Origin of the sequence: Paenibacillus sp. FSL P4-0081 (assembly GCF_000758565.1) — a bacterium.
Taxonomy (GTDB): Bacteria; Bacillota; Bacilli; order Paenibacillales; family Paenibacillaceae; genus Paenibacillus_AQ; species Paenibacillus_AQ phytohabitans.
In genome coordinates, this window is sequence record NZ_CP009280.1 from 3,722,837 (window position 1) to 3,749,289 (window position 26,453).

The following is a 26,453-nucleotide window of genomic DNA, read 5'->3' on the forward strand; positions in this document are numbered from 1 at the left end:
GGCAGCGGAGAACATACCGGATGACAACTTTCCCGCGAAAGGAGACGGATGTTATGATGTTGAACTGGCTGCAAATACATATGGACGTAACAAGCTTGCTCTGGCTGCTGCCTGTATTCTTCATGTTTCATGATTTTGAGGAAATTCTTACAGTTGAGGCATGGGGGAACAAACACGGTCCAGCTATAACATCGTCGCTTTCCCCGTCATTGCAGAAGCGCCTGGCGCCTATGATGGGCATGACCACCAGGAATTTTGCTATGGATGTGCTCTTCGTGTATATTCTGATAGTGGGGGTAACCTTCGTTGCGGTGTTTTTAGAGTTCTACTGGCTCTACTTAGCCGTGCTCGCTGTGTTTCTGCTGCATGTCTTCACACATTTGGCACAAAGTATTGTTCTGAGGCTGTATACCCCGGGTGTAGTGACTGCTGTGCTCGTAGCATTGCCGTACTCGATATATGCTTTTTACCGCCTGCTGTATGAGAATGTTGTCAGCGAAGCTGACATAGGGTGGTCGGTGCTGCTCATGCTGATCCTGACACCACTGCTTGTATGGGGCATGATGAAGAACCGGACAAGACATAACCGCAGCTGAGAATGATGATTTGTTACGGTGACGTTTTCAGAAAAATCTTGACGTGACCCCCTAATGATAGATAAAATAATATTATTGCGTGTTTTTTGGCTACTGAGAATTATTATCATAATTTGAAAAGAAGCAGAGAGGGTGACAGGATGGAGCGCCTTTTAGAGGTAAAAGACCTAGCTATATCATTCAGAACACGCGGAGGAGAAGTCCAAGCAATCCGTGGTGTCAGCTTTCATGTAAATAAAGGGGAGACTCTGGCGATTGTAGGCGAATCCGGTTCCGGTAAGAGCGTAACCTCGCAAGCAGTCATGAAGCTGGTTCCTCAGCCTGCGGGCGAATATAAGCGTGGACAGATTCTGTTCGATGGACAAGATCTGATCGGCAAGAATGAGAAGCAAATGCAAAAAATCCGCGGTAAAGAGATCGGTATGATTTTCCAGGATCCGATGACCTCGCTGAATCCGATGATGAAAGTCGGCAGACAGATTACCGAAGTACTGTTCAAGCACGAGAAAATTACAAAAGAAGCTGCTTACAAACGCGGCATCGAGCTGCTTAATCTGGTGGGAATTCCTTCACCTGAACGCCGTTTCCAGCAGTACCCGCATGAGTTCAGCGGCGGGATGCGCCAACGTGTCGTAATCGCTATGGCACTTGCCGCTAACCCTAAGCTCCTGATTGCCGATGAGCCGACAACCGCGCTTGACGTAACCATTCAGGCACAGATCCTGGATCTGATGAAGGACCTGCAGAAGAAGATTGATACAGCGATCATTTTCATCACCCATGACCTTGGGGTTGTGGCGAGAATGGCAGACCGTGTTGCCGTAATGTACGCTGGTCAAATCGTTGAAATGGGCACAGCGGAAGAGATCTTCTATGATCCGAGACATCCGTATACTTGGGGCTTGCTGGCTTCCATGCCTAGCCTTGAGAGCAAGGGTTCCCTGCTTACAGCGATTCCGGGAACACCTCCCGATCTGATCAAGCCGCCTAAGGGTGATGCCTTCGCACTGCGGAGCACATATGCCATGGCGATTGACATGGAGAAAGAACCGCCAATGTACAAGGTTTCCGATACTCATCTTGTGAAGTCCTGGCTGATGCATCCGATGGCACCTGCGGTAGAACCGCCGGATGTCGTGAAGAAGCAGCGCCGCGTTTTGAGCAATGCCTATCCGGAGCCGCTTCTCGTGCAGAACAGCAGCGAGTATTAAGAACCGGGCTATAGCACATACTATTAAGATTAGCGTCAGGCCGATTGCGGCTTGGCGCTTTTTTGACGATTCAGGAAGCAATGAGTTTCTTCGAAGGTGGACGAAGCTTAAAGTTACCGCAAAGAACATGCCCGGCCGATCTGCCTGACTTTAAGTTTATATAAATATAAAATAATACAAATATATATAAATAAAAGTATTGACTAATTTGTCATTGCGCAGCAAAATGTAAGGGTATACATAAGGGGGTTATAAGTTGAGAACAAGAACGCTAACCGCTTTGATATCCTTAGCTTTGCTGTCTGCCTGCAGTGGCGGGAATGCTGCAGGCACACCTGAGTTTGAGAATGTATCGGTACACGATCCATCCGTGATCAAGGCTGACGATACTTTTTATGTGTTTGGCTCGCATTTGGCTTCGGCCAAATCCAAGGATCTGATGTCGTGGACTCAGATTTCCTCCGGGGTAACGGATGACAACGTGCTTATCCCCAATGTAACGGAGGAACTCAGTGAGACTCTCAGCTGGGCACAATCGGACACCCTGTGGGCGCCTGATGTCATTCAGCTGGCGGACGGGAAGTTCTACATGTACTACGATGCATGCCGGGGAGATTCTCCGCTGTCGGCACTCGGCATCGCAGCCGCTGACAAGGTCGAAGGCCCTTATAAGAATAAAGGAATTATTCTTAAATCTGGTATGGCCGGCACCGGAGATGACGGTGAGGTCTATGATGCTACCGAGAAGCCTAATGTAGTAGATCCTGATGTGTTTTTTGATAAGAACGGCAAGCTGTGGATGGTATACGGTTCGTATTCCGGAGGCATCTTCATTCTGGAGCTGGACCCGGCTACGGGCTTTCCGCTGGCAGACCAAGGGTATGGCAAGAAGCTGCTGGGGGCGGATCATGCCCGGATAGAAGGGCCTTATATGCTGTACAGTCCGGAGACGGATTACTACTACTTGTTCCTGTCTTACGGCGGGCTCGATGCGAATGGCGGCTATAATATCCGTGTTGCACGCTCCAAGAACCCGGACGGACCGTTTGAGGATTCTGAAGGCAAAGCTATGATTGACGCGCGGGGGACGGCTGGTGTTCTGTTTGATGATCCGGCATATGCACCTTACGGAGTGAAGCTGATGGGGAGTTATGAGTTCCTGAACACGGATCAGGAACCTTCAGCCAGCGGTGCAGGGTATGTCTCTCCCGGACATAACTCGGCATATTATGATGAGAAGAGCGGGCAGTATTATCTGATCTTCCATACCCGGTTCCCGAATCTTGGCGAGCAGCATGAAGTGCGGGTACACCAGATGTTCCTGAACGAAGCGGGCTGGCCGGTAGTGGCGCCCCACCGCTACAGCGGGGAGAAGATCGGCAAGTACTCCGGTAGGGATGTGGCCGGCGAGTACAAATATATCAATCACGGCAAAGATATTACTGCAGAGATTGTAGAGTCGCAGCTCCTTAAGCTGAATACAGACGGTACGATAAGCGGCGCAGTAACAGGTACATGGAGCCTGGGTGATGAGCATAGTGCGAAGCTGACTATAGACGGGACGGAGTACAGCGGAGTGTTCCTGCGCGAATGGAATGAAGCCACTGGAAGTAATGTAATGACATTCACGGCATTGTCGGCGGAAGGCATCTCAGTCTGGGGAAGCCAGGTTTCACCGGAGAACAAGTAACGTTACATTCCCCGGTGGCTATGATCATATGAAACAGCGGCAGCAAAGGACGAACTATAGTCCCTGGCTGCCGCTGTTTTTTATTATGGAGAACTTTTTTTGTTCCCTATTGCCAATTGAACGATAATCTGAAGTACGATGATGCCAGCCAAACCATAGAATGCTTGTACGAAGCTGCCCGTAGCATCGTAGTACCAGCCCATGGCCAGCGGCCCAAGCGCTCCGAGAATATAACCGCCGGATTGGGTCATTGCAGACCAGCTACTGGCTTCCTGGGCGTTGCTTGTTTCATCAATGGGCAACATTAATGCAATCGGGAACATTCCGCCCGCACCAATACCGAGCGGGACCGCCGCGAGCCAAGGGCTAACGGATAGGTTCAGCATCAGGACACCGGTCAACTCCATTAACGCACACCCGACAAGCCAGAATACACGTCTTTGGTAGCGGTGTACAAGCATGGGTATGAACAACGTAGAGGGCAGCGATATCAATGTGAATAAGGTTTGGATGTTTCCGGCCGTCTCCTGGCTGTACCCCTGGCTTTGGATGGCTGGCGCGAGCCAGGCGGTTAAGGAATAGAAGATCGCTGCCATCAGCCCGAAGAATAGGGTCAGCACCCAGGCACGCCTGTTCTTCACTGGAAGAGGTGCATGAAATACACTCTTAGTTATATCGGATTGCCGGTCTGTGTGCGCAGACCAGGCTAACCGCAACCAGACAGGCAATGCAATGGCTGCGGGGAATGCCCATACAGCCAGTGAGCTCCTCCATGATCCCCCCAGCAGATGCTGAAGCGGAACCGATAGTCCCACACTAATGCTCGCCCCCGCCACCATCGCTGTAGAGTAGATCCCTACCATGGCTGCCACCCGGTCAGGGAAATGCTGTTTGATGAAGCTGGACAACAGCGGTCCTGCCAAGGCGATCCCTACACCCGACATAAAAGAAGTGAACATCATCAATGGAGTTGTGTCCACAAACCAGCGTAATCCCGTACCCAGCCCGATGAGGATTAGAGCCAGAACAATGGCCCCTTCATTTCCCCACCTTCTGCTTAATCTAACGGAGAACGGAGCAAATAGGCCCATGCATAATACCGGAAGTGTGGTTAACAGACTGGCGGTAATCCCGCTTATACCCAGATCATTTTGTATGGTGCTCATTAGAGGAGAAATGGATGTAATAGGCGGCCGTAAATTCAGTGAAGCCAGGATAAGCGCCAAGACGATGTAAAAAAGTTTCATTCTGAATCTCCTCGTGGTAGTAGTATTGTGGCTTTCACCCGTGAGCATGAGCCCGTGACAGAGCATTGGGGGATGCACGGTTAAGTATAGAATCATTAGAATGATTGAACAATACTATTGTTTCTATTAAAATGATTACTAAAACCAATGATTGGAGGTGGCTGATATGGAGATTCGTCAGATGGAAAACTTCATTGCGGTGTGCGAGGCGCTTCATTTCACACGGGCAGCTGAGAAACTTGGCATATCCCAACCTACGCTGAGTCAACAAATACGTGCGCTGGAGGATGAACTCGGCGTTCCCTTATTCGACCGGGTCGGCAAGAGGATTGTGATGACACAGGCAGGAAACCTGTTTCTGGAGCACTGTGTACAGATGATCCGTCATTTACAGAATACCCGGGATGCATTAGCTGAATTCCGCAATGATCAGCGGGGCCGACTGGTAATCGGTGTTCTCCCTTCCGATCTGGACTACCGGATTACTCCTTTGCTGGCAGATTTTCATACCCGGTTCCCCAAGGTGCAGCTGAAGGTTGTCTCTTCGGTCTTCGTCTTGAATCAAGTGCTGGAGAATGAAGTAGACATCGGCATCGACGTCTCGTCTGCTCCTGATGACCGGCTTGTACGCATTTCTTTGTGCAGTGAAGAATATGTGCTCGTCGTTTCCGAGAATCATGATTGGGCGAAGCGAAGCTCAATTGGTATCCGGGAGCTGCGTGATATCCAAACGGTGATGTTCCCCGAAGGATTTACAGGCCGAGAACTGGTGGATAACTATTGCCGTAAATATGGCTTCAGCTTAAATACGATCATGGAGATCAGTTCGGCCACTTCCATTATTAGCCTGGTAAAAGCCAATGTCGGAGGCACCCTGCTGCCGTATCCTCTGATCCAAGCGATGAATGAACCGACACTGCGCTGCATCCGAATTACAGATGATCCGCCATACCGTCACTTTGAGATCATTCACCGGTCAGACCGGTTTCTGACTCAATCGGCCAAGGCATTTATTGAGAAAACTATTGCGTATTTCAATTGATTTGTATACAAATCCTGATAGGGTAACTTCTTATAAAATCATGCCCATAATACAACATTTCCCTGATCCTAGCGGCAGAAATTCAAGATTGTTGTATAAAATGTAGGATTTCAGCGTTTTCAAGCGGCTTAGCCGGATTATTCTTGTTTTTTATACAACAATCCTTCCAATCACCCGGCTACTTATCGGTCAGAGTTGCAGAACGTACAACATTTAGGTCTAGAGTGCTTTCTAAAAGTCTCCATTCTGCCGGTAACGAATCCAATTGCAGGAATTGTCTCCTGTGTTCCAGTCTCGCTGCGTGACCGGTAACTTGTATGACAAACAGCGGGTCTCCGCCTGGAGATCCGCTGTTAATTGGTAACATACTATTCTTAGGCCATTGAATGCCGCAACTTCATCTTGATTTACTCCTCATACCTGCGCAGCACGATGACCGCATTATGTCCGCCGAAGCCAAAGGAATTGGAGATCCCGATCTTCAGATCCGCCTGACGGGCATGGTTAGGAACATAATCCAGGTCGCACAATTCGTCAGGCTGCTCCAGATTGATTGTCGGCGGAATCAGACCCTCCTGAATGCTTTTGAGCAGGGCGATGGCTTCCAGGCCGCCGGCTGCTCCGAGTGCATGTCCGGTCATCGACTTGTTCGCAGTGACCGGAATCCGGTAGGCGTCCTCACCGAACAGCTTCTTGATCGCCATGGTCTCAGAACGGTCCCCGACGATCGTACTGGTCGCGTGGGCACTAATTACATCCACCTCAACCGGAGCGATTCCGGCCTCTCTCAGCGCCAGCTTCATCGCCTGATAGGCACCTATGCCCTCGGGATGAGTGGCTACCATATGATAAGCATCGGAGCTGGCCCCATAGCCGGTTACTTCACCATAGATGACAGCATTCCGCTGCAAGGCATGGGAGAGGGACTCCAGGATGACAATGGCGCCGCCTTCCCCGATGACAAAGCCGTCGCGGCGCTGGTCAAAAGGCCGGCTGGCCTTCTGCGGCTCCTCATTGCGGGTGGATAGGGCGGTTGCATTGCCGAAGCTGGCCAGGGCAATTTCGGTCACCGCCGCTTCGGCACCCCCGGCGAGGATCACATCGGCTCCGCCGTAACGGATCAGGCGGAAGGCTTCGCCGATGGCAGTATTACCAATCGAGCAGGCAGTGACCGGCGAGAGGGTCGGCCCTAAGGCTCCCAGCTCAATGCTGATCATTGCTGCTGCCATATTGGAGATCAGCATCGGGATCAGGGTTGGACTTACCCGCTCCGGGCCACGCGAGCGCAGCAGATCACCCTGCTCCATCAGGGTCTGGATGCCGCCTACTCCGGAGCCTACATAGACACCGAGCCGTTCGCGGTCAATCTTGTCCAGCTGCAGGCCGGAATGGGCCCAGGCCTCCTCGGCGGCGGCAAGCGCAAACTGGCTGAACCGGTCCATGCGCCGCGCTTCCTTGCGGCCGAATCTGGCGTCAGGATCGAACTCTTGTACAGAGCCGGCAATTTTGGTCTTGAAATGTGTTATATCAAAAGTAGTGATCGGCGAAATTCCCGATTCACCAGCAGCCAAGCGGCTCCAGAATTGTTCTACGGTATTGCCAAGCGGCGAAATTACGCCCATCCCTGTGATCACTACGCGTTCCATATGATAATCCTCCTAAAAGTTATGTGAGCATAAACTTAAGTGTTGTAAGTATAACCGGATGCGTTCTAGACCTATTGTTCCACTTAATTTATCCTATTACAAGTTGTAGTTTATACTAGTATAATTACTACTACACTAATAGGCAGACCAACCGGAAGGCAGGGAGATACAATGTCCAATCAGAACAGGCTGCAAGCATTATCCGATTTCCTGAAATCCAGACGAGCGGCCATCTCTCCGGCAGCGGCAGGACTGCTGGAAGGCTCGCGCAGAAGGACGCCGGGGCTAAGACGCGAAGAGGTGGCACAGCTGGCCGGGGTCAGCAATACCTGGTACACGTGGCTTGAGCAGGGGCGTGATATTAAAGTATCTCCATCCGTGCTGGATTGTATTGCCGCAGCACTGCGGCTGACCAAGGATGAGCGGAGCTACTTATTTGCCCTGGCCCTGGATAACGGGCCGGGAAGTATGATTTATCCTCAAGAGGAGAGCTCAGTGATTCATCCGTCCCTGCAGAAGATCCTGCAGGAGCTGAAAAGCTGTCCGACAATCATCTCGGACCGGCACTGCGGCATTGTCGGCTGGAATGAGGCGGCCGCACATGTGTTTCTTGATTTCGCCAAGCTGCCGCCGGAGCAGCGCAATATGATCTCCCTGTTATTTGTACGCAAGGAATTCAGACGGCTGGCCGTGAACTGGGAGCAGTTTGTCCGGGGGTACCTGTCGATTTTCCGCGCCTATTACGGACAATATCTGGAGGACCGCTGGTATGATGAATTCATTGCGGAGATGAAGGAACAGCATCCGGAGTTCAATCAGCTATGGGAGGAGAGCCGGGTAAGCTCCGCTCCGGACGTAGTACTGGAGTTCCGGCATGCCAAAGCCGGCAAAATGCTGTTCCATTTAACCTCGCTTCAGGTGCAGGGCAGCACGGATCTGCGCTGCAGCATCTACACCCCCGCCGGAGATTCCAATACAGAATCCAAGCTGAAGCAGCTGATGGCGCCTGAACCACAGGCTTGATAGATATTTTTTATGGATTCATAAAAAACTATAAATATACAATATCGAATTTGGCGTTTATACTCCTTATATGATGAATCAATTCCTGCGGGATCGTAAAAGGAGCAAAGGTCAATGGCTAAAGTAACCGGATTGGAAGGCGTAGTTGCCGGAGAAACTGAAATCGGATTGGTCGATGGAGAGAAAGGACATTTGGTATACCGCGGATATTGGGCCAAAGAGCTTGCGGTAAGCAAAAGTTATGAGGAAGTGGCTTATTTGCTCTGGAACGGGCATCTGCCGGATGCAGTGGAGCTGGCGCTGCTGAAGGCACAGATGGCAGAGGAGAGAGTCATTCCTGAGTATCTTTGCAGGATGCTGGATCTGTTCCCGGCTTCGGTACCGCTTATGCTGGTGCTGCAGAGTGCAGTTGCCGCACTAGGCGATAAAGAGAATACAACCTGGCCGCCAACGCTGAAGCAAGCGGTACGTCTGACGGCTGTTCTACCAGCAATCATCGCGTACAGAGCCCGCAGCCTGCAGGGCCTGGCACCACTGGATTCGCTTCCTGAGCTTGGCCATGCTGCGAATTATCTATATTTGCTTACAGGAAAGCTGCCGGAGGAAGCCCATGTCAAGGCGCTCAGCGCTTATCTGATTCTCTGCATGGAGCATGGCATGAATGCTTCGACTTTTGCCGGGCGGGTAGTGCTCTCGACTGAATCCGATATGTGCGCAGCGGTATGCGGAGCTATCGGAGCGATGAAAGGGCCGCTGCATGGCGGTGCACCTTATGAAGTCATCTCAATGCTGGAGGATATCGGAACGGTAGAGCGGGCAGAGCCTTGGCTGCGCAATGCGCTGGATAACGGGACGAAGCTGATGGGCTTTGGACACCGCATCTATAAGACCAAGGACCCCCGTGCAGAAGCACTGCAGATTGCCACGCTGGAGATGATCGGGAAGGATGCATCCTTTGACCTTGCCCTGCATGTAGAAGCCACGGCAATCGCACTGCTGGAGGAATACAAACCGGGCCGGCGGCTGTTCACTAACGTCGAGTTTTATGCCGCAGCGATTCTGAAGGCGCTGCAGCTCTCACCGGAGATATTTACTCCAACGTTTACGGCTGGTAGAATTGTCGGCTGGACGGCCCATATACTGGAGCAAGCGGCCAATAACCGGATTTTCCGCCCGCAATCTACGTATATCGGACCGATGCCTGAATCAGAGGTTGTATCATAACAGCACACAAACATCCCCGGCCGTCAAACAGCCGGGGATGTTGAACAAGGGAATGTTAATGAGAGAGTATGAGGGGGGATACTCTGACATTAGATTTAGAAATCAGAGGTTGCAACTTCGATGGTGCCGAAGACTGCGCCTGCAGCTGTGCTGAGAAGAGCAGCAACAAGCAGCAGGTTTACAGAAACTGTGAGACTGTTCAGCGCAGGAATAGTATAAGTGACGACTGGAGCATTGACTCTGTAAAGAACAAGGTCCACAGGGAAACCGGAGTTGTTATTTACAGTTACAGCCGCGTTGATGCCTCCAGCCAGATTCTCATAATAAGATTTACCAACGCCTGCAGCCAGGTTGAAGAATTGTTGCGGTAACAAGATTGCCATGGTAATGACCTCCTTTTTCGTTTGATAGGATATCATATTCGCCGAAACTATGATTGCTGTAACGTATGTCTTGGGAGATTAGCACATTTTAATAGGGCGATGAGAGTTAGAATTAAATAGAAGAAGAGCCTCTACCCTTGGCGGGCGGGGGCTCTTTGCGGTTCGATTACTCTATGGATTAGGTCTATGACCTATGAAGCTGGTTTAATATATGCCTTATCTTTGGACTGTCTGCCGTAGAAGCGGTATAGGATAAGCCCGAAGAGCATTCCGGCAAAAGACATGGCTGCTACGCTCAAATAGAGGACAATATGGTACACTGGAAGTAATTCTAGTGAATGGTAAGGAGAATGACAACGATGAAGCTGGTGTCCTGGAATGTAAATGGTCTGAGAGCTTGTGTAAACAAAGGGTTTAACGAATATTTCCGGGAAAGCGCCGCAGACATCTTCTGCGTGCAGGAAACGAAGCTTCAGGAGGGTCAGATTGTTCTGGACCACGGTGAGGAGTATTCGCAGTACTGGAATTATGCCCTCAAAAAAGGATATTCAGGTACGGCCGTCTTCACCCGGATTAAGCCGCTGTCTGTCAGATATGGTCTCGACAAGGAAACCGAAGACGAGGGAAGAATTATTACCCTGGAATTCACAGACTTCTATCTGGTGAATGTATATACTCCGAATGCCAAACGGGATCTGTCGAGACTGGATTACCGGATGGAATGGGAGGAAGAGTTCCGCAATTATCTGCTGAAGCTCGATGCGCATAAGCCGGTTCTAGTCTGCGGGGATTTGAATGTGGCGCATCAGGATATTGATCTCAAGAATGTCAAATCGAACCGCGGGAATTCAGGCTTCACCGATGAAGAACGCGGAAAGATGACAGAGCTGCTGGAGGCCGGGTTCGTTGATACTTTCCGGTATTTCTATCCTGAGCTTGAGGGTGCCTACAGCTGGTGGTCCTATATGCCGAAGGTAAGAGAGAAGAATGTAGGCTGGCGGATCGACTATTTCCTCGCTTCCTCGCGGCTGGCCCCGCGCCTTCTGGATGCAGGGATAGAGTGCAATATTCTCGGCAGTGATCATTGTCCGGTAGTCCTTCATCTTGCTGATGCGGCGGAAGTGTAGATTTATTCGTTATACAAAAGAACATAAAAGAACAGAGGCGGTATCCCGGGTTGCGGGGTACCGCCTCTGTTTGTGATATCAATCGGATTCCCCGGCCGTGTCAAGAAGCGGCGGACGCCGGTGCTTCGTGGCCTGTTCGAAGCTGTATGCAATGCCGGTCAGCACGGCTTCGCTGAAGGCTGAAGCGGAGAAGGTGACCCCCTGCGGACCGTTGGTGATATAGCCTCCCGGTGCAGTTATCCCGGTAGTGGTATATCCGGCAGGTACTGTAATGAGCGGATAGCCGGCTCTGGCTGCCAGGTCAGTGCCGTGAAATCCGGCAAACATGATGGCATCCAGACCGTAATGCTCCAGTGCATAATCGATGCCTTGTCTGCCAGCCATGGACCGGGAGAATTGCAGCTGCTCCAGATATTCCTGCTCCGTAATCCCGTCTCCGGAAGTATCCAGCCATTCAAGCGTTCCCTGACCATATTTCAGCGCCTGTGCGCTGTGCTGGTTGTTGAATTCGATTAACTCCTGCAGGGAATGCACCGGGATAGAAGCAGGCAGGCCGCTTAAATAACGGTTTAAGCCTTTTTTGAATTCATATTGTAGTATAACAGCATTCCACTCGGCATTCTGGCAAGGAAGCTCAATAGGATCAATGACTTCAGCTCCAAGTTCTTTAAGAACAGCTATGGCAGATTCCATCAGGAGCAGTGCCTCCTCATCCAAATCCTTATAATAGAATCTCGGGATACCAATCCGTTTGGATTTCACGTATTCAATATCCAGAGCGGCAGTATAATCCTGTCTGCCTGCTGTCCCATCGGATGAAGCGCTGTGGGGATGCTCTCCGGTACCGGCAATGACACTGAGGAGCAGTGCGGCATCCGATACGGTTCTGGCCATCGGACCGGCGGTATCCTGACTGCCGATCCCCGGTATAATCCCCGCATTGCTTACCAGCCTCCACGTAGGTTTGATGCCGGCAAGCGAGTTCTGGGCAGCCGGACAAATGATGGAACCCGAAGTTTCCGTGCCGAGAGCGGCAGCTGCCAGGTTAGCGGCAACGGCCGCAGCACTTCCCGAGCTGGAGCCGCCAATGAACAGCTCACCGGGCCCGTAAGGATTCAGCACCAGTCCGCCGCGTGAGCTGTATCCCGCCCACATGGTGGGCGACATGAAGTTGGCCCACTCCGTCATATTTGCTTTTCCCAGAATCACTGCACCTGCAGCCCGCAGCTTATTAATGACTACGGCATCTTCAGCAGCCCTGTAATCTGCTAATGCCAGCGCTCCCGCACTGGTGTGCAGCTTGTCCGAAGTAGCGATATTATCCTTAACAAGTACGGGGATTCCGTGCAGCGGACTGCGTATTCCCTTATCCCGGCGTTCCTGATCGAGCCTCCGGGCAATCTCCAGTGCATTCGGATTAATCTCCAGTACAGATTTCAGCAGGCTGTCATACCGGTCAATCCGCTCTAAATACAGCGCTGTTAACCGCTCGGAAGTTAAATTCCCCTGCTCCATTTCCTGCTGCATGGCCGTTATATCCGCTTCAATTATCCATTCCTGCCACTCCCGGGCGGGGGAGTGAATGTTGCTGAGGGGGCTGCTGCTAAGGTCTGCATCATTATTTTTCATGGCTGTTTTCTTCCCTCTATACATAGTATTTTAGTTGGCCAGCGTCTCAGCGGCAGCTGCCGGCTGCGGGTCCGGCCAGGTAATCACATTGTGTGTCCTGCTCCACTCTTCGTAGAATAGCGGGCGGTCACGCTTAAACATCCGCATCAGCAGATGAATGAAGAAGATCAGATCGGCAAGCGAGGCTGTAATTCGTACAACCGTAGAACCTGCAGTGCCGAAATTAAGCATTAAGGCAGAATCAAGGGACAGGAAGTTTATTCCTCCAAGCAATCCATAGAGTAGTCCATACCTTATCCACACCATCCAGAGTTTGAGCGGACCACCATCCGCACTGCCCAGCCGGATACGCACCACCCATTTGCCGAGCGTCCGCCCTCCGGTTAAGAGAGGAACGATCAGGAAATACACCATACTGACTGACCAGAATGAAATATTCAGAGATAGCAGATTGAGCAGAAGTGCCGCTGCCATCCATAGGACTGCATCCAGCAGGCAAGCGAGGCCTCGGCGTGTGTAGGTAACCTTTTTGGCGGATAAATCCTCCTGGCTGTCCAGCTGTTCAATCCGCGGCAGCAGTCCGGAGATCCATAAGGCAATCCGGAATCCGGCTATTCCGCCGAATGTATTGGTGATCAGGTCATCGACATCAAAGATCCGGTAAGGATGGTCGAAGAAACCGTAAATCCCGGTAATCTGTGTTATCTCAAACAATAGCGATAGCCCGAAAGAAAGCATGATGCACACGACCCAGCGGGTCCGGAAATAGTAGCCCAGAAACAGCCCGAAAGGTAAGGTCAGCACAACATTGAAGGCAGCCAGCAGGAAATCCGTTTCGCGCAGTACGTTAAGATAGCTTGACGGATCATTACGCGAGAGATGCGTATTGCGCAAGATGTCCTGAATGAACTGCAGCGGCACAGGCTGGAGCATATGCCCGGTAGGCGCAGCGTTATGGCGTGAGTCCGGCATGGGCAGCAGCACCAGGAAAAAGGCGTTCAGCAAGTATAGGAGCAGCAAATAGAGGATGAGCGCCCGAATCTTGTTGATATAACCGTGCCGGCGGTATTGAACGATCAGGAACGGCAAAGTGAAGAGCAGCGCCGCTAACGGAAAAGCCATAAATGCATAAGAGATCGGAAAAAGATAGGATTGAAACATGGTTCACCTGCTGTCTTAGTTTTTGTCTGAACGATTTCTCGATAGGATGCTAAGCATTATGTATGAGACCCCGGTTCTTAACGTTGCAGACTATTTCCCCTATTATAACTTGCTTGAACCGACTTCAGTATAGAATTAAACCTGGGCTTAATCCATGGAATTAATCATTCTATCCGTTCTTTCCTGCATACATATGAGGAGAGGAGCGTGAGACAGGATGGAGAAGAAGGTACAGCAGTATTATAAATTGAAGACCAGGCAGAAGGAGCTGGAAAAGGAGCTGGCCGGGCTGAGGCAGGATATTCTGGCCTATTTTGCTGAACAAGGCAAGGCGGAGTCGGTTATCGGCAGCTACAAAGTGAAGCTTGTCACGCAGAACCGGAAGGAATATGATGATGATAAGCTTTACCAGACATTGTCAGATCCGGAACTGTGGAGGCTGCTCTCCAAGGCAGACCCGGCCAAAGTAGCGAGTCTCACGAAATTGAAAGTGATTGACGAAGAGAAGATTTCACATACGTATAATGTGAAGACAATTACGCTGCTGCAGGTGGATAAACAGTAGATTCTGCGGTACCGGAGGCGGAGGGGGAATGTACTTTCCGTTTCCGGCGCAGCAGGGAGATTAATATGATTGGAGGGGGATGGAAATGAACAGGACAAGGACCGGAATGAAGAAGGCCCGGTTTCGCCTCGTTGCGGGAGTGCTGCTCATTATCGCTCTAGGATTGCTTGCCTTTTTTTACAGGGAGATTTCTTCCGGACCGGAGAAGCTGCAGGCATGGCAGAAGGTATTTATTCTAACGGTTCATGCTGCAGACGGAACACCGGAGCTGGCGCAGCCGGATCGTGAGGCTTCTTATGGAAGCTACCGTGTCACCGACAGCAAGGCACCCGGCTATACGCTAATTGTAAATGCTGAAGATGCGGATGAGATCAGGCTGAGTGCAAGTACGGGCAGCTTCATACGCTGGAATGCGCCAGACTATAAGGTGAACCAGGCTGGTAAGGAGATTACGATAGCGCCGGGTGAGACGATCTATTGGACTCCGCTAACCGGAGAATCACCGGAGAGAATTACAGAGAGTGAGCTGACAATGTCTGCTTACCGGCATAACTCGGTGTTCAGCGAAGCCCGGTTTATAATCCGGAGTGATGAGAGCGGCGTCTATACAGGAAAATGGGCTGAGGGGGATTAACTGATCGCCACATGCCCTTTTTTGCGTTAAAATAACAAGTGGGTTTGTTCAAAGTAAGGCAAGAATCATTCACAGACGGAATAGATACGGAGGAAGAGAAGACATGAAGGATTTTGATCTGATGCTGGAGAAATATGCAGAGCTTGTGGTAAAGGTTGGCGTGAACGTGCAGCCAGGGCAAGTGCTGATGGTGCATGCACCGCTTGAGACCGTGGAGCTTACCCGGCTAATCGTAGGCAAAGCTTATGAGGCAGGGGCTAAATATGTGCTTGTGGACTGGGATGATGAAGCGGTAACGCGCATCCGTTATGAGAAGGCTTCTGAGGATTCCTTCGGATATTATCCGCAGTGGCATGCGGACATGCTGGAGGGGTTCGCTGAAGAAGGCGGGGCTATATTACATATTAAGGTACCGGACCCTGAGCTGTTCCGCGGAATTGATTCCGCCAAAGTCTCCACAGCGGTTAAGGCTGCTGCTGTAGCCCGTAAGAAATATCAGAACTATACCCGCAACAACCGAATCAGCTGGTCGCTGGTCAAGGCACCTACGCGTGCCTGGGCGGACAAGGTATTCGCTGATCTGCCTGAAGAGGGCCGGATTGAGGCAATGTGGGAAGCGGTATTCCAGATGAACCGTGTGGGCAGCGAGGATCCGGTTGCTGCTTGGCGCAGTCATATCGGTGACCTGAAGCAGAGCCAGGAGCGGATGAATGCCAAACGGTATAAAAGCCTTCATTACCGTGCACCGGGCACGGATCTGCGCGTAGAACTGCCTGAAGGCCATCTGTGGCGCGGCGGCGGCGGCGAGAATGCCGGCGGTGTATATTTTGTAGCGAATATGCCTACGGAAGAGATCTACACGATGCCGCATCGCACCGGAGTCAATGGTACTGTCAAAAGCACCCTTCCGCTTAATCTGAACGGACGGCTGGTGGACGGAATTACGGTTACCTTTACGGACGGCAAGGTTACAGCCTATGATGCCGAATCCGGGCGTGAGCATCTGACCTCGCTGCTGGACACGGATGAAGGGGCCTCTTATCTTGGGGAGGTGGCACTGGTGCCGCATGACTCTCCGATCTCCCGGCTGAACAGAGTGTTCTATAATACCGGGATCGATGAGAATGCATCCTGTCATTTCGCCCTGGGCAGTGCGTATCCGGTTAACATTGAAGGCGGGACTTCCATGACAAGCGAAGAACTGATTGCCAGGGGAGCCAACGTCAGCCTTACGCATGTCGATTTCATGATTGGCTCGGCGGAGCTTGATATTGACGGGGAGCTGGCCGATGGGACCATTGAGCCGGTGTTCCGCCAAGGCAACTGGGTGCTGTAGCCGGAGGATATCCGGCGGCGGCTAATTAGCTGCGTTCCACAAGTAAGGCCGCATTTTTTCCCGGTCAGCGGGGAATGCGGTTTTTTTTGTGATAATAATTGCCGCAGGATAAAACTGTTTGTGATACCTCTCCGTCTAATTCATGTAAAAGTGATGGAGAGGAGAGGGAGAGATGACGATGTCCGGGGCTGAGATGAAGCGTGTTACTGCCGCTGTGCCGCATGAAGAGACGGATTTTGTTAAAGCGGTTATGGAGCACAGTGATCAGCTATATCATATTGCTTACAGTTATCTGGGCAACCGCAACGATGCGCTGGAAGCCTTGCAGGAAGCGACCTGCCGGGCCTGGGTGAAACGAAGAACCCTAAAGGACCCCCAGGCGTTCAAATCCTGGCTGATACGGATATTAATCTATGTCTGCATTGACGAACAGCGGAGAAGGAAGAGGGCAGTCCCGACCGCAGCGGAGAATATGATGGAGCCGGTCATTCATAACAGCACTCATACTATGGAGATGCAGTGGGCGCTCTTGCAGGTGAAGCTGAAATACCGTCATGTGCTGCTGCTCAAATACTACAATGATATGACCTTGGCTGAAATCGCCGTTCTGCTTAAGAAGCCGGAGGGAACAATCAAAACCTGGCAGCACAAAGGACTGAAGCAGCTTAGGATGATTATGAAGAACCGGGGTGAATGGAATGAACAGTAGCAGGGAAGAACAGGCGATGTTGTCTGATGCGGTCCGTATACACGAGGCAGCTGAAGCGGACGCCGGAGGCAATGCGGTCAGAATGGCAGTTCAGGCGGGAATGGAGAGCGGACGCAGGAGAAGCTGGCAGGGCAGATTCACCAAAGGTTCCTTTATCGGCCTGGCTGCCGCTGCGGTTGCCGCAATGATCCTATTTTTCATTCCAGTAATCCACGATTCTGCATCGCATACTGCCACACCTCCTGGAGTAGTGAATTGGGGAGAGCTGGAAAAGTTTAAACGGCTCTATTCTTTTGATATGGAAGCGGCGACTCTGGATTCAGCTATACGGCATGATTATATCCAGATGATTAATCAAAGTGCCGCTAGCGGAGATTATAAGATTACATTAAATGCCGTTACAGCGGATGAGAACCGGATTATCTTTTTGTACACCGCAGAAGTGGCTGAAGGCCAGGAGGTCTATGGTACCAGCAGTGCACGAATGAAGGATATATCAACAGGACAATATTTGGAGAACGGTGGCGGAATCGGGGGCAATGCGACGGCTTCTGGCCTGCTCAATAACCGTATTTACTACGGCCGAAGCATTATCAATCTGGACCGGAACAAGCCGTTCCCGGAGCAGCTTGAAGCAGATTTCCAGATCGCATCTGTGGACACCGGCAAGCTTGGCCAGCCGAAGACAGGGACAATTGTAGCCGACATGCATTATTCTCCCAGACTCAAGGTCAGCTTCAAGCTGGACCCGAAATTCAAAGAGCAGCAAACTGTCATTGTTCAGCCGGATGAAGACTTCGTCCTCGACGGGATCGAAGTGACACTGGAGAAGGTTGAAATCTCACCACTTCTGATCCGGACGATGATTAAAATTAAGAATGAGTCAGATATTACCTGGCAGAACAGGCAAAATATATTTGAGGTTGTATACGGGAATGAAATTCAGTCGATTACAAAATATGGAACTGTCCATCTAGGAATGACGCTGGGTTCCGGAACTTATGAGGGCTTTGAACGGAGCTTCGGCAGCAATCTGCTGGATCAGCCCGAGTCCCTCAATTTGATTCTGAAGACGGGCACAGGTAAGAATGCCAAGGAAATTAACCTGCCCATTCTGCCGTAAAATAGGATGAGAAAAGGCTGACCGCCGGTATCTTTAGCGCGTCAGCCTTTGTGCTGTGTGACTTGTGAAGTGTCAAAGTTAACACTCATTCAATCCGGTTATTAAACCGGAAGACAAGCATATTTCCGTCGAAGGTCTCTCCGGTGCGCTCTGTATATTGACCCTGCGTATAGCGGGAGACCGTCTTCCGCCAGAATTTCTGACCGGTTATATTCCTCGCCGCCGGATTGGTGAACAGCTCCCATTCGCCCCGGAACCGTTCAAATACCTCCACAGCCGCTTGCTCCGCAATACCATTCCCCCTGAAGGGCTGCAGCAGAAAAAAGTCATTCACGAAATAATTAACCTCCTGCCCGCAGTGCGGCGGAGTGGCAATCAGTGCGAACCCGGCCGGCAGTGAATTCACCATGATCAGAAAAGGGTAGAGAATCCCGGGTTTCTCCCACCAGATATTCTGCACTTCATACTGGTCTGCCAGTGTGCGGCATTCGTCATCATCCTCAAATATACCGTGCCGGTTAGGGGTATGTCCTTGCACAAGTCCGTAATGTCCCGACAAATCATGCAGATAGAGCGGATACATATTTTTGATAATATAGGCTTCATTAAGCCCGGTAAGCTTAACTTCGATGTTCATCTGATATTCTGCCTGCTTTCTATGCGTATTGGGTAACAACAACTATTAAAACTTTATACCGGGAGTTCTATTCTTTCTAGTGAGATCTCTGTTATAAAATAAACTTTATCTATTGTGCTGCAGCTTGGCTGGAAATGATAACGATTATCAATTAGAATGAGAGTATTATATTTTAAGCTGACTGCATCAATATTTAAGCCCGGTGCAGCAGCTTCTTCAGGAGGAATAGATCAATATGTACGTGCAAACCAGATCCATCGTTGTAGAAAAAGGCAACAGTAGCACCGTAGTAGAACGCTTCAGCAAACAGGGGGCACTGGAGGAAATGGACGGGCTGATCGATGTCAGCGTGATGGTCAATAAGAAGAGTAAGGAGCATGAAGAGGTTCTCCTGCTGATCCGCTGGGAATCGGAGGAAGCCTGGAAGAACTGGGAGAAGAGTGATGCCCATCTTCAGGGCCACAAGAACAGCAGAGGGCAGGCGAAGCCTGCTTATATCATTAGCACTACAGTAAATATGTATCATGTACAGACGGTAAAAGAGGGCAAGGCCTACGGGAAACGCTCCTAAACCGGGCTAATTCAGAATGCCTTCTCTGGACAGCAAACTTGATATTATGCGGTATGCTGTGCCAATGACCTCGTGCTATGAGGGCAATTATGAATTGGGCCGTAAGGGGATAAAGTTGCCTGACGATCTCCCGGTGATCGGCTATGATAATGCTTTTTTACCGAAAATACGAATGCGCCGCTTATCACCATACGTCACCGGTACGAAGAAATTGGAACGCTTGCCGCTGAATTGCTGATTGAAATTATGAATGGGGGAGCCGGAAGAAGTCTGCGGCTTGCTCCGGAACTTTTCAGACGGGATACGGTTATTTGTGTGAATTGATATTTAAATGAAAAAAAAGGCCATGCAGCTGTTATATCAGTGCATGGTCTTTTCTTCTGAACCAGGGCTTCAAATAGAAGCTCCTTCATAGTCTGGTATTTAATGTGTGGAGAGCAAGCCGATAAAAGTTACCGGGCCAGCCGAAAGCTTGGTTTTGGTTTTACCGTCATTGCTGAACCGGTACAAACAATCGTTGTCTCCAGCGTTAATATAATATATACCCTGGATATCGTTTGTAATTACGGAGTAGTCAGATTCTACACCCGCCATCTTGGTCAGTGTTGAATCGGCATTCAGTACATAAGCATCGGTTTTGGTATAAAAAATGGTAGTAAGCGTGGTTCCATTCTTTACGGTTTGGACATTGATAACATTAGTCAGTGCAAGTGCCTTGGATGAGGCTATTTTGCCATTTGCAAGAGTGCTGATATATGCTTTGCCCTTGGAATCCACATATGCCAGTTTGGTATTGCTTAACTCGCTGATGCTTAGGACACTATTCTGGCTAAGTTGAAGGATCTTTCCGTTTTTGTCGATCAGGAAGCCTTTGCCAGTGCTGAAATTGTTCTCTCCTTTTGCATCAAGTTTAATCCCTTTGTTAAACAGGAAGTAATTATTGGACCAGGTGCCAGCGTACACTTCATTTGAATCCAGCGGACTTTTGGCATTGGCTGCTTTGGGAGCCCCTCCGCTTAAGGGAAGCGTGTAGAGCACCTTAGAATTAAGGGAATATTCTGTTTCACCAGGAATAGTGTCAATCATCAGGTTTAAGCTGGCACCATACGGGTGGATGAAACTGGCATCCTGAATAGCTCCGCTGGCGATCCATTGAATGGTTCCGCTCCCGTCACTAGGCTTAGAAGCTACCCAGGTAGTGGTTGTATCCTTCAAGGCATTATAGTAGATTCGTCCATTCAGGACGTCAAAGCACTGGAAGTTCGCATCTGCATTGTCTGCGACCCGCGTAAGCTGGGTATCATCTTCAGCATTGGCTGAAGTCCGGTAGATGCTGCCCGTGTCATCCATGAAGTACAGGAAGTCACCATCGATCAGGAAATAGACAATATTGCGATCTCCGCTAAAATTGGTGATTAAGGCATCGGGATCAGTTAGTGACAGGCGCTGTATACCCATGATGCTCTCATAGTAAAAATAGAGATATTTACCTGTCGACATTAATCCGTTGCCATCGAAATTCTCGGCGATTTTCTGTGTTTCGCTTCCGTCTGTCGTTACACGGTATAGAACTTCATTGGATACATAATACACATATGCTTTGCCTGCTGTTGCCGCTGAAGCCGTTTGTGTTTGGCTGGCGCCGGCTGTACCGATGGTCACCAGTAACAGTACAAGCAGAATACAACCTAGTTTTCTGGATAATAACTTTAAAGCGTTCATGTGAAGTCTCCTCTTTGGCAGTGTGGTATACAGTAAATACTGTTCTAATAAGATATCGGAGAGATTCACAATATGTAATATAAATCTAAAGAACCAATTATTAACTTTAACATTAAAGTTATCAAGGAAGTTGCTAGGGGATTCTGCGTTCTTATGTATGCTGAAAGGCGGTAAACCTGCGGGGAGGAAAGGAAATATAGTCTGACGAGTGATGGAAAGAGTCCCAAGGCTTGCATGAATGAGAAAATGTAACCGAACGCATTATACGGGAAGTACAAGTGGAAGCATATGATTATCTTGCCAGGGTAGGGGTAAAATCACCATGTAATCATCCGCAGCTCTTCGGTAATTGATAATGCCTGCTGATATAACTACTATACCTGACACTGGAGGAGATTATATGTTTGGCAAAAAAACGATTTTCATAACCGGTGCCGGCAGCGGGCGCTGAATTCGGCATCCAGGTAGCGACCATTAATCCGGGACCCTATAAGACAGGCTTCAATGATATGATGTTTGAAGAGAAAGAGAAATGGTATGACGAGAAAGTCAATTTCACGAAACGCGCGGATATGCTAAAAGGTGCCGCAATGCTTGCATTGCAGCAGGACCCCCAGGAAATGATTGATAAAATGGTGGAGGTCATCGAAGCCAAACATCATCCGTTCCGGACGGTCTACCCCGAGGCGGCTGAGCTGCTGGTGAAGGAGAATGAGCGGAAGATTTGGGATGAGAAAATATAAATTTGTAGTGAATACAGGGAAGCGGGGACCGGCGCATAGGCTGATCCCCGCTTTTATTGCGTGTGGTAGATACGGTATCGAAAATTATGCTAGAGACAGCATGTTATAAGGAATCTGTTCCTATATAGGCCTCCAGCAGTTCCCTTGAGGTTTTGCCTATCAGCAGGTTGCCGTCACTGGTCCATTTCAGCAGACGTCCCCTCTCCAGCTTCACGGCTTGCCGGGTCTTCTGATTAAGCAGCCAGATATCCGAATTCATGCCTTGAACCGCATAATACACAGGCTGGTCTCCAGGCTCGGGGAGGAAGTGCAGCTCCTCCGGGAATTTCACCTTTCCGGCGGATTCCTCAAATAGCAGAAGCAGGTCAGCGGGAAGGGAAGGCTTCTCCAAGAACTCGGTTACCCCAGTATCCGTATGAACCAGATTCACGCCACCGTTGCCATATTGCTCATATCCGCTGACCGGAACTGTGAGGATACCGGGATCTTTCCAGGCCATCGGATAAATAAACAGAAATCCGTCACTGTGGCTTTGGACGCTGGCCCTCGGTTTGGTGAATACTTCTTCTCCCTTACGGTTCAGAACAATCAAATCGGCGTCAGGACCTATATACGGCTCAGAGGCAACAAGCAGGGCAGCCTGGCTGTTATCCGGGGATGCGGTGAGTCCATAGACCGCCCGCTCGGCAGAATACAGCTTTTTGGCTTCTCCGGTTGTAATATTCACCAGGTATAAAGTGCGGTTTCCTTTGACGGCAAAAATCTCATCATTCAGCAGCCGGTCGGCATAGAGCACATCATTGCCGTAGTCATTACCGTAGGGAGGTTCCTCACCGGACCATTGCGGCGCCGGCCAGGATGTTATGCTTCCGTCCTCCGCCAGAAGCTCAGGCTGCTCACTGCCGATGTGGTAGATAAGCAGCTGCTGCTGTTCGTTCAGGCCGGTCCTTACCGGTTGGAACAAGTTAATGGCTGCTGAAGCCCATTCTCTTATAACCTCTCCCTGTTTGCTGACAAGCCGGACACCCCGGAAGGAATCTGCCGGATCCGGCACAGCCGCCGCAGCAGGGGCTACGCTAACTCCAGGCGCAGACGGAGAAACGGCAGGTTCAGGTGTGCTTGTGGGCACCGTTCCCGTGAATCCGGGAGCAGCGGATGAGGAAGAAGGCTTAGGGGAACCAGCCTGCTCTGAACTGCAGCCGCCGAGTGCGGCAATGGATACAAGCAATAGCAAGAATAGCCTAATACTGCGGTTCATAGATTCACATCCATTTCCTATTATTGGGATGAGGAATCCCTATTATTAGGAATAGACGTGGAAATTATTGTGAAGTTGCTGCCGAGCGAGGCAATTCGAAGCTCCAGTCGGCGTCATTGAAGAGTTTGTCTGTGACTGTGCGGATTAGCGTCAGCTCCTTCGGGATGGATTTCATACCGTCAACAATCAGATACACAAGATCGGAGTTCCCACTGCTCTGGCCAAAGGTAACGAGATCCCCCTCCCGGTAGGAACCCCAGCGGATTACATCATACTCAGTGCCATTGCCGTCCCGGGCCATCCATTTGTCCATATCGAATTCATTGCTGAATTTGCCGCTGACAGCCATCCAGGCTGACAGCCCAGGCAAGGTCTGAGTCTCAGTGATCTTTATATTATTTACATTCAAAATATCACCCTCTGCTGCAAAGACAGCAGGCTTTGTCTTCAGAAGCGCCGGATTGAACGTTAATGAATCATCCGATTCAACAGGGATGGAGAAGCCGTCGAGTACGAAATAAATAGGCTCGCTGAGATATGGAAGTTCCGTTAAGTAATAACTCCAGTTCAATTGGAGATCATGACCGACTCTGTTTATCTCAGACATTCCGCCATATTTACTATTAATGAGTGAGCCCACAATTTGACCTTTGGCATTCTCGAAATGATACCTGACACCCAGATTAACCCTGCGGTTCTCCGGAACTTGGGAGGCCAGCTCATCCTTTAGCAGGGTACTGAATTCAATTTTGGCACCGGCAGGAGAATGCGTGATGCCTTTCATCAGAATTTCCAGCCCTTGAGGTGTGGTGTAGCTGTATTTACTCAAATCAGTGTTCACTGTCAGAGCATTGGCGGTTGTCATGTCTGCAGCATAACTGAAGCTCCAATTCCCCGAAATCCTATCATTGGTCTTGTATTTCAGCATCAGCTCGTGAACCTTCCCTTCAATGAACACGGTATCCCCGGGCTGTTCTCCTTTGAAATAATAGGTTAATAACAGATATTCAATCCTGAACTTATCGGGGCCGAGCTTAGTACTCATATGATTGATACCCTGCAGGTCTCCAATTTCTAGCCCTTCCTCGTTACGGAGCTGCAGCTGGGTGATATCAAACATACTCATCATTTCTTCATCTGGCTGCCCTTTGGCATCGGTAATTCTGAGATTCAGAATCATCCGGTTCGGGTCGGCAACAACCTCTTGCAGCGTCAGCGTATAGCCCTGATCCGTGACCTCAATATCAGGCAGCTTCACTACCCCGGCTTTCTTGGCTTCCAGCAGGTGATGGTCACTCCACTCGGAAGGCAGTATGAGCAGCCGCTGGGATTTGGAGGATTGGATCTGCTGTAGAGCAGATAAGTCCGGGAGCAGGAACAGCAGGACCGCCAGCGCAATGGCAGCTGTACCCAAGCCTGCCCATAGTACATTACGCCGGAACCTTCTGCGGCCGTGATTGCTGGTATAGCCAGCCATGGACCCGTTTGATACGGGCAAAACCTCCGTCTGGCGGATTTGCTCCATAACACGCCCCGTGAAATCCTCATCCATCTGATGATCATCATAACCGGACAGAGACATTAGCATTTCCTCATCTGCTACATTATCGTGTGTGCGGTAATCCGATTTTTTCATTGGAATCCTCCTTCGGTTTCGACCATTGTTTTTTGAGCTTCAAGCGGGCGCGGTGCAGACGGTTCTTCACCTGATGCAAGGTCATTCCCGTGATGGCGGCAATCTCCTCATAAGTCAATTCATTGGTATAACGCAACAGCAGCACGATCCGGTAGCGTTCCGGAAGCCGGGCCAGCTTTTTTTGCAGCTCCAGCTTGTTTTCCTTGATCATATACCGCTCTTCAGGTGTCGGGGTCTGATCCCTCTCCTCCAGAATGGAGCCCCCCGAGAAAGAGAAGGACTTGCGCCGCTTCTGTGATTTGAACCGGTTGATGGCAATGGCGTAGAGCCAGGCTGCGAAGCTGGACTGTTCATTATGGCTGCGCAGCTTCTGATAGGCCTGAATGAAAGTCTCCTGCGCCAGATCCTGCGCATCCTGATGGCTCGCACCGAGGCCCAGCAGCAGAAGGTATAAACCGGATTTATACTGGTCTACCAGTATAGCAAAGGCCTCACGATTTCCGGCCAGCACCTCGGCAATTATGATTTCGGCATTGTCTTGTTCCTTCATCTATTGCCTCCAAATGGACGTATTTACTTATAAGACGCGCGGACGGCCTGCGGTTTCTCACTTTTTTTGCCAAAAAACAAAAGATATCTTCTCACACCGCAGCCGGTATGTAAATATTATCCGCCTGGAGCGATGCGGCCGGTTTCTGCAAACAGCTCAAATTCTGCCATCCGGAGGCATCTTATCCGGTAATCGGGTAATAAGAGAATAGCTAAACTTAAGTTCAGCTATCAGACAGACATCTATTCTTCGGGAGGTTAGCAGATGAGAAGATTACATTTCAATTTGCCGGTATGGTGTAAAGGAGCTTTACTAGGCCTAGTTCTGATCTTTGGCAGCATTGTTACAGGAAATTCTACACCTCAGGCCACTGCGGCAGCATTCTCAGAGAAGGAGGCCGTGTATAAAGCAAGTAATTGATAGATCTGCAGCCAAGAGCGGGCTAACATACAGCGGATTGTTGAGCTCGGTTCAGGAGGCCAATATCCGGAAGTTGTTAATAGAATTGAGAGATACGGGTTATAAAATCGAGACCAGTGAGGGGATGTATTATCCTATTATGCATTATGAGGGCTTCAAAGCGTTTAAACCGTATATTGCAAAAGATATTGCAGCTTATATGGATCTCATGGCCACAGAGAGCAACCGCCCGGCAACCTACGATGCCGGTATCGTCATTACGTGGGATGAGATTATAGCCAGGGCGGTAATTATGGAGGATTTTGTCCAGAACTATCCGAAGTTCAACCGGGTCAGCGTTGTCCAAACAGAGCTGGGATACGCAGTGTCGAGAACGTTCTATGGGACGGACAACACTCCGGCTTATGATTATGAGGATGAAGCTGTTGACCCTGCACTTAAAAAAGCATATGAGAATGTGCTGCTGGAGGGGCCCGGGGATAGCCGTTATTCTGCAAATAATCCAGAAGCTGCTGTCTATGCTTGATGCCTCGGATGACTGCTTCACACCTCAAATTGAAAGCTACCTGA

At 50.1% G+C, this 26,453-nt stretch carries 25 protein-coding genes; 15 read left to right on the forward strand and 10 right to left on the reverse strand.

Annotated features, from left to right (window positions below; genetic code table 11):
• The first annotated feature begins 53 nt into the window (after window positions 1-53).
• The 3 genes from P40081_RS15840 (at window position 54) to P40081_RS15850 (ending at window position 3,497) form a co-directional block, all read left to right on the forward strand.
• The gene (locus tag P40081_RS15840; RefSeq protein WP_042136773.1) at window positions 54-596 is read left to right on the forward strand and encodes an HXXEE domain-containing protein; all 543 of its coding nucleotides are present in this window, start codon (window positions 54-56) and stop codon (window positions 594-596) included.
• Between the two features lie 140 nt (window positions 597-736).
• Window positions 737-1,807 carry an ABC transporter ATP-binding protein gene (locus tag P40081_RS15845; RefSeq protein ID WP_042136776.1) on the forward strand — a complete coding sequence of 357 codons (1,071 nt, stop codon included), beginning with the start codon at window positions 737-739 and terminating at the stop codon, window positions 1,805-1,807.
• 256 nt (window positions 1,808-2,063) lie between these two features.
• A complete protein-coding gene (locus P40081_RS15850) occupies window positions 2,064-3,497 on the forward strand; it encodes an arabinan endo-1,5-alpha-L-arabinosidase AbnB (RefSeq protein WP_081969977.1) in 1,434 nt (477 codons plus the stop codon).
• A gap of 83 nt (window positions 3,498-3,580) precedes the next feature.
• Here the strand turns inward: P40081_RS15850 and P40081_RS15855 are convergent, their stop codons facing one another.
• Window positions 3,581-4,744 carry an MFS transporter gene (locus P40081_RS15855; protein ID WP_042136778.1) on the reverse strand — a complete coding sequence of 388 codons (1,164 nt, stop codon included), beginning with the start codon at window positions 4,742-4,744 and terminating at the stop codon, window positions 3,581-3,583.
• 166 nt (window positions 4,745-4,910) lie between these two features.
• Here P40081_RS15855 and P40081_RS15860 point away from each other — a divergent pair, with 166 nt between their 5' ends.
• A complete protein-coding gene (locus tag P40081_RS15860; protein ID WP_052421845.1) occupies window positions 4,911-5,786 on the forward strand; it encodes a LysR family transcriptional regulator in 876 nt (291 codons plus the stop codon).
• Window positions 5,787-6,193: 407 nt separating this feature from the next.
• On the opposite strand, the gene fabF is transcribed toward P40081_RS15860, so the two are convergent.
• Complete coding sequence (gene fabF / locus P40081_RS15865; protein WP_042136782.1) at window positions 6,194-7,432, reverse strand: beta-ketoacyl-ACP synthase II; 1,239 nt, start codon at window positions 7,430-7,432, stop codon at window positions 6,194-6,196.
• A gap of 171 nt (window positions 7,433-7,603) precedes the next feature.
• On the opposite strand from fabF, the gene P40081_RS15870 reads away from it, so the two are divergent.
• Window positions 7,604-8,455: a helix-turn-helix transcriptional regulator gene (locus P40081_RS15870; RefSeq protein ID WP_042136784.1), complete on the forward strand. Its 852-nt coding sequence runs from the start codon at window positions 7,604-7,606 to the stop codon at window positions 8,453-8,455.
• A gap of 114 nt (window positions 8,456-8,569) precedes the next feature.
• Window positions 8,570-9,679 (forward strand): citrate synthase/methylcitrate synthase, encoded by a 1,110-nt coding sequence (locus P40081_RS15875; RefSeq protein ID WP_042136785.1) that lies wholly within the window; start codon window positions 8,570-8,572, stop codon window positions 9,677-9,679.
• 95 nt (window positions 9,680-9,774) lie between these two features.
• Here P40081_RS15875 and P40081_RS15880 read toward each other — a convergent pair whose 3' ends face one another.
• Entirely contained in the window at window positions 9,775-10,062 is a 288-nt protein-coding gene (locus P40081_RS15880; protein WP_039303550.1) for a hypothetical protein, read from the reverse strand.
• A gap of 359 nt (window positions 10,063-10,421) precedes the next feature.
• Here P40081_RS15880 and P40081_RS15885 point away from each other — a divergent pair, with 359 nt between their 5' ends.
• Complete coding sequence (locus P40081_RS15885) at window positions 10,422-11,189, forward strand: exodeoxyribonuclease III (protein WP_042136788.1); 768 nt, start codon at window positions 10,422-10,424, stop codon at window positions 11,187-11,189.
• A gap of 78 nt (window positions 11,190-11,267) precedes the next feature.
• Here the strand turns inward: P40081_RS15885 and P40081_RS15890 are convergent, their stop codons facing one another.
• A complete protein-coding gene (locus P40081_RS15890) occupies window positions 11,268-12,818 on the reverse strand; it encodes an amidase family protein (protein ID WP_081969978.1) in 1,551 nt (516 codons plus the stop codon).
• A 30-nt stretch (window positions 12,819-12,848) separates the two neighbouring features.
• Window positions 12,849-13,979 carry a VanZ family protein gene (locus P40081_RS15895; protein ID WP_042136789.1) on the reverse strand — a complete coding sequence of 377 codons (1,131 nt, stop codon included), beginning with the start codon at window positions 13,977-13,979 and terminating at the stop codon, window positions 12,849-12,851.
• Window positions 13,980-14,196: 217 nt separating this feature from the next.
• Between P40081_RS15895 and P40081_RS15900 the strand changes: the two genes are divergently transcribed.
• The 5 genes from P40081_RS15900 to P40081_RS15920 all read left to right on the forward strand — a co-directional run bounded on the left by P40081_RS15900 (window position 14,197) and on the right by P40081_RS15920 (window position 18,346).
• Window positions 14,197-14,544, forward strand: coding sequence for a hypothetical protein (locus P40081_RS15900; RefSeq protein WP_042136791.1), 348 nt, complete (start codon window positions 14,197-14,199; stop codon window positions 14,542-14,544).
• A gap of 85 nt (window positions 14,545-14,629) precedes the next feature.
• Entirely contained in the window at window positions 14,630-15,178 is a 549-nt protein-coding gene (locus P40081_RS15905) for a hypothetical protein (RefSeq protein ID WP_042136793.1), read from the forward strand.
• A gap of 103 nt (window positions 15,179-15,281) precedes the next feature.
• The gene (locus tag P40081_RS15910) at window positions 15,282-16,514 is read left to right on the forward strand and encodes an aminopeptidase (protein ID WP_039303534.1); all 1,233 of its coding nucleotides are present in this window, start codon (window positions 15,282-15,284) and stop codon (window positions 16,512-16,514) included.
• A 172-nt stretch (window positions 16,515-16,686) separates the two neighbouring features.
• The gene (locus tag P40081_RS15915; RefSeq protein WP_042136796.1) at window positions 16,687-17,223 is read left to right on the forward strand and encodes a sigma-70 family RNA polymerase sigma factor; all 537 of its coding nucleotides are present in this window, start codon (window positions 16,687-16,689) and stop codon (window positions 17,221-17,223) included.
• Window positions 17,213-18,346, forward strand: coding sequence for a DUF4179 domain-containing protein (locus P40081_RS15920; RefSeq protein ID WP_081969979.1), 1,134 nt, complete (start codon window positions 17,213-17,215; stop codon window positions 18,344-18,346). The genes P40081_RS15915 and P40081_RS15920 overlap by 11 nt, the downstream gene beginning before the upstream one ends.
• Window positions 18,347-18,431: 85 nt before the next feature.
• Here P40081_RS15920 and P40081_RS15925 read toward each other — a convergent pair whose 3' ends face one another.
• Window positions 18,432-18,983: a hypothetical protein gene (locus P40081_RS15925; RefSeq protein WP_042136800.1), complete on the reverse strand. Its 552-nt coding sequence runs from the start codon at window positions 18,981-18,983 to the stop codon at window positions 18,432-18,434.
• Window positions 18,984-19,218: 235 nt separating this feature from the next.
• On the opposite strand from P40081_RS15925, the gene P40081_RS15930 reads away from it, so the two are divergent.
• Complete coding sequence (locus tag P40081_RS15930; protein ID WP_042136801.1) at window positions 19,219-19,554, forward strand: antibiotic biosynthesis monooxygenase; 336 nt, start codon at window positions 19,219-19,221, stop codon at window positions 19,552-19,554.
• Between the two features lie 423 nt (window positions 19,555-19,977).
• On the opposite strand, the gene P40081_RS15935 is transcribed toward P40081_RS15930, so the two are convergent.
• Window positions 19,978-21,276, reverse strand: a complete 1,299-nt coding sequence (locus P40081_RS15935) for a DUF5050 domain-containing protein (RefSeq protein ID WP_042136803.1) — start codon at window positions 21,274-21,276, stop codon at window positions 19,978-19,980.
• A 431-nt stretch (window positions 21,277-21,707) separates the two neighbouring features.
• Between P40081_RS15935 and P40081_RS15940 the strand changes: the two genes are divergently transcribed.
• Entirely contained in the window at window positions 21,708-22,019 is a 312-nt protein-coding gene (locus P40081_RS15940) for a hypothetical protein (protein WP_231575366.1), read from the forward strand.
• 103 nt (window positions 22,020-22,122) lie between these two features.
• On the opposite strand, the gene P40081_RS15945 is transcribed toward P40081_RS15940, so the two are convergent.
• The 3 genes from P40081_RS15945 to P40081_RS15955 form a co-directional block, all read right to left on the reverse strand.
• Window positions 22,123-23,277, reverse strand: coding sequence for a hypothetical protein (locus P40081_RS15945; protein WP_042136804.1), 1,155 nt, complete (start codon window positions 23,275-23,277; stop codon window positions 22,123-22,125).
• A 64-nt stretch (window positions 23,278-23,341) separates the two neighbouring features.
• A complete protein-coding gene (locus P40081_RS15950) occupies window positions 23,342-24,913 on the reverse strand; it encodes a DUF4179 domain-containing protein (RefSeq protein ID WP_042136807.1) in 1,572 nt (523 codons plus the stop codon).
• Complete coding sequence (locus tag P40081_RS15955) at window positions 24,882-25,463, reverse strand: RNA polymerase sigma factor (protein WP_042136809.1); 582 nt, start codon at window positions 25,461-25,463, stop codon at window positions 24,882-24,884. The genes P40081_RS15950 and P40081_RS15955 overlap by 32 nt, the downstream gene beginning before the upstream one ends.
• A 493-nt stretch (window positions 25,464-25,956) precedes the next feature.
• Here P40081_RS15955 and P40081_RS15960 point away from each other — a divergent pair, with 493 nt between their 5' ends.
• Window positions 25,957-26,409, forward strand: coding sequence for a hypothetical protein (locus P40081_RS15960; RefSeq protein ID WP_156118628.1), 453 nt, complete (start codon window positions 25,957-25,959; stop codon window positions 26,407-26,409).
• Window positions 26,410-26,453 lie beyond the last annotated feature (44 nt).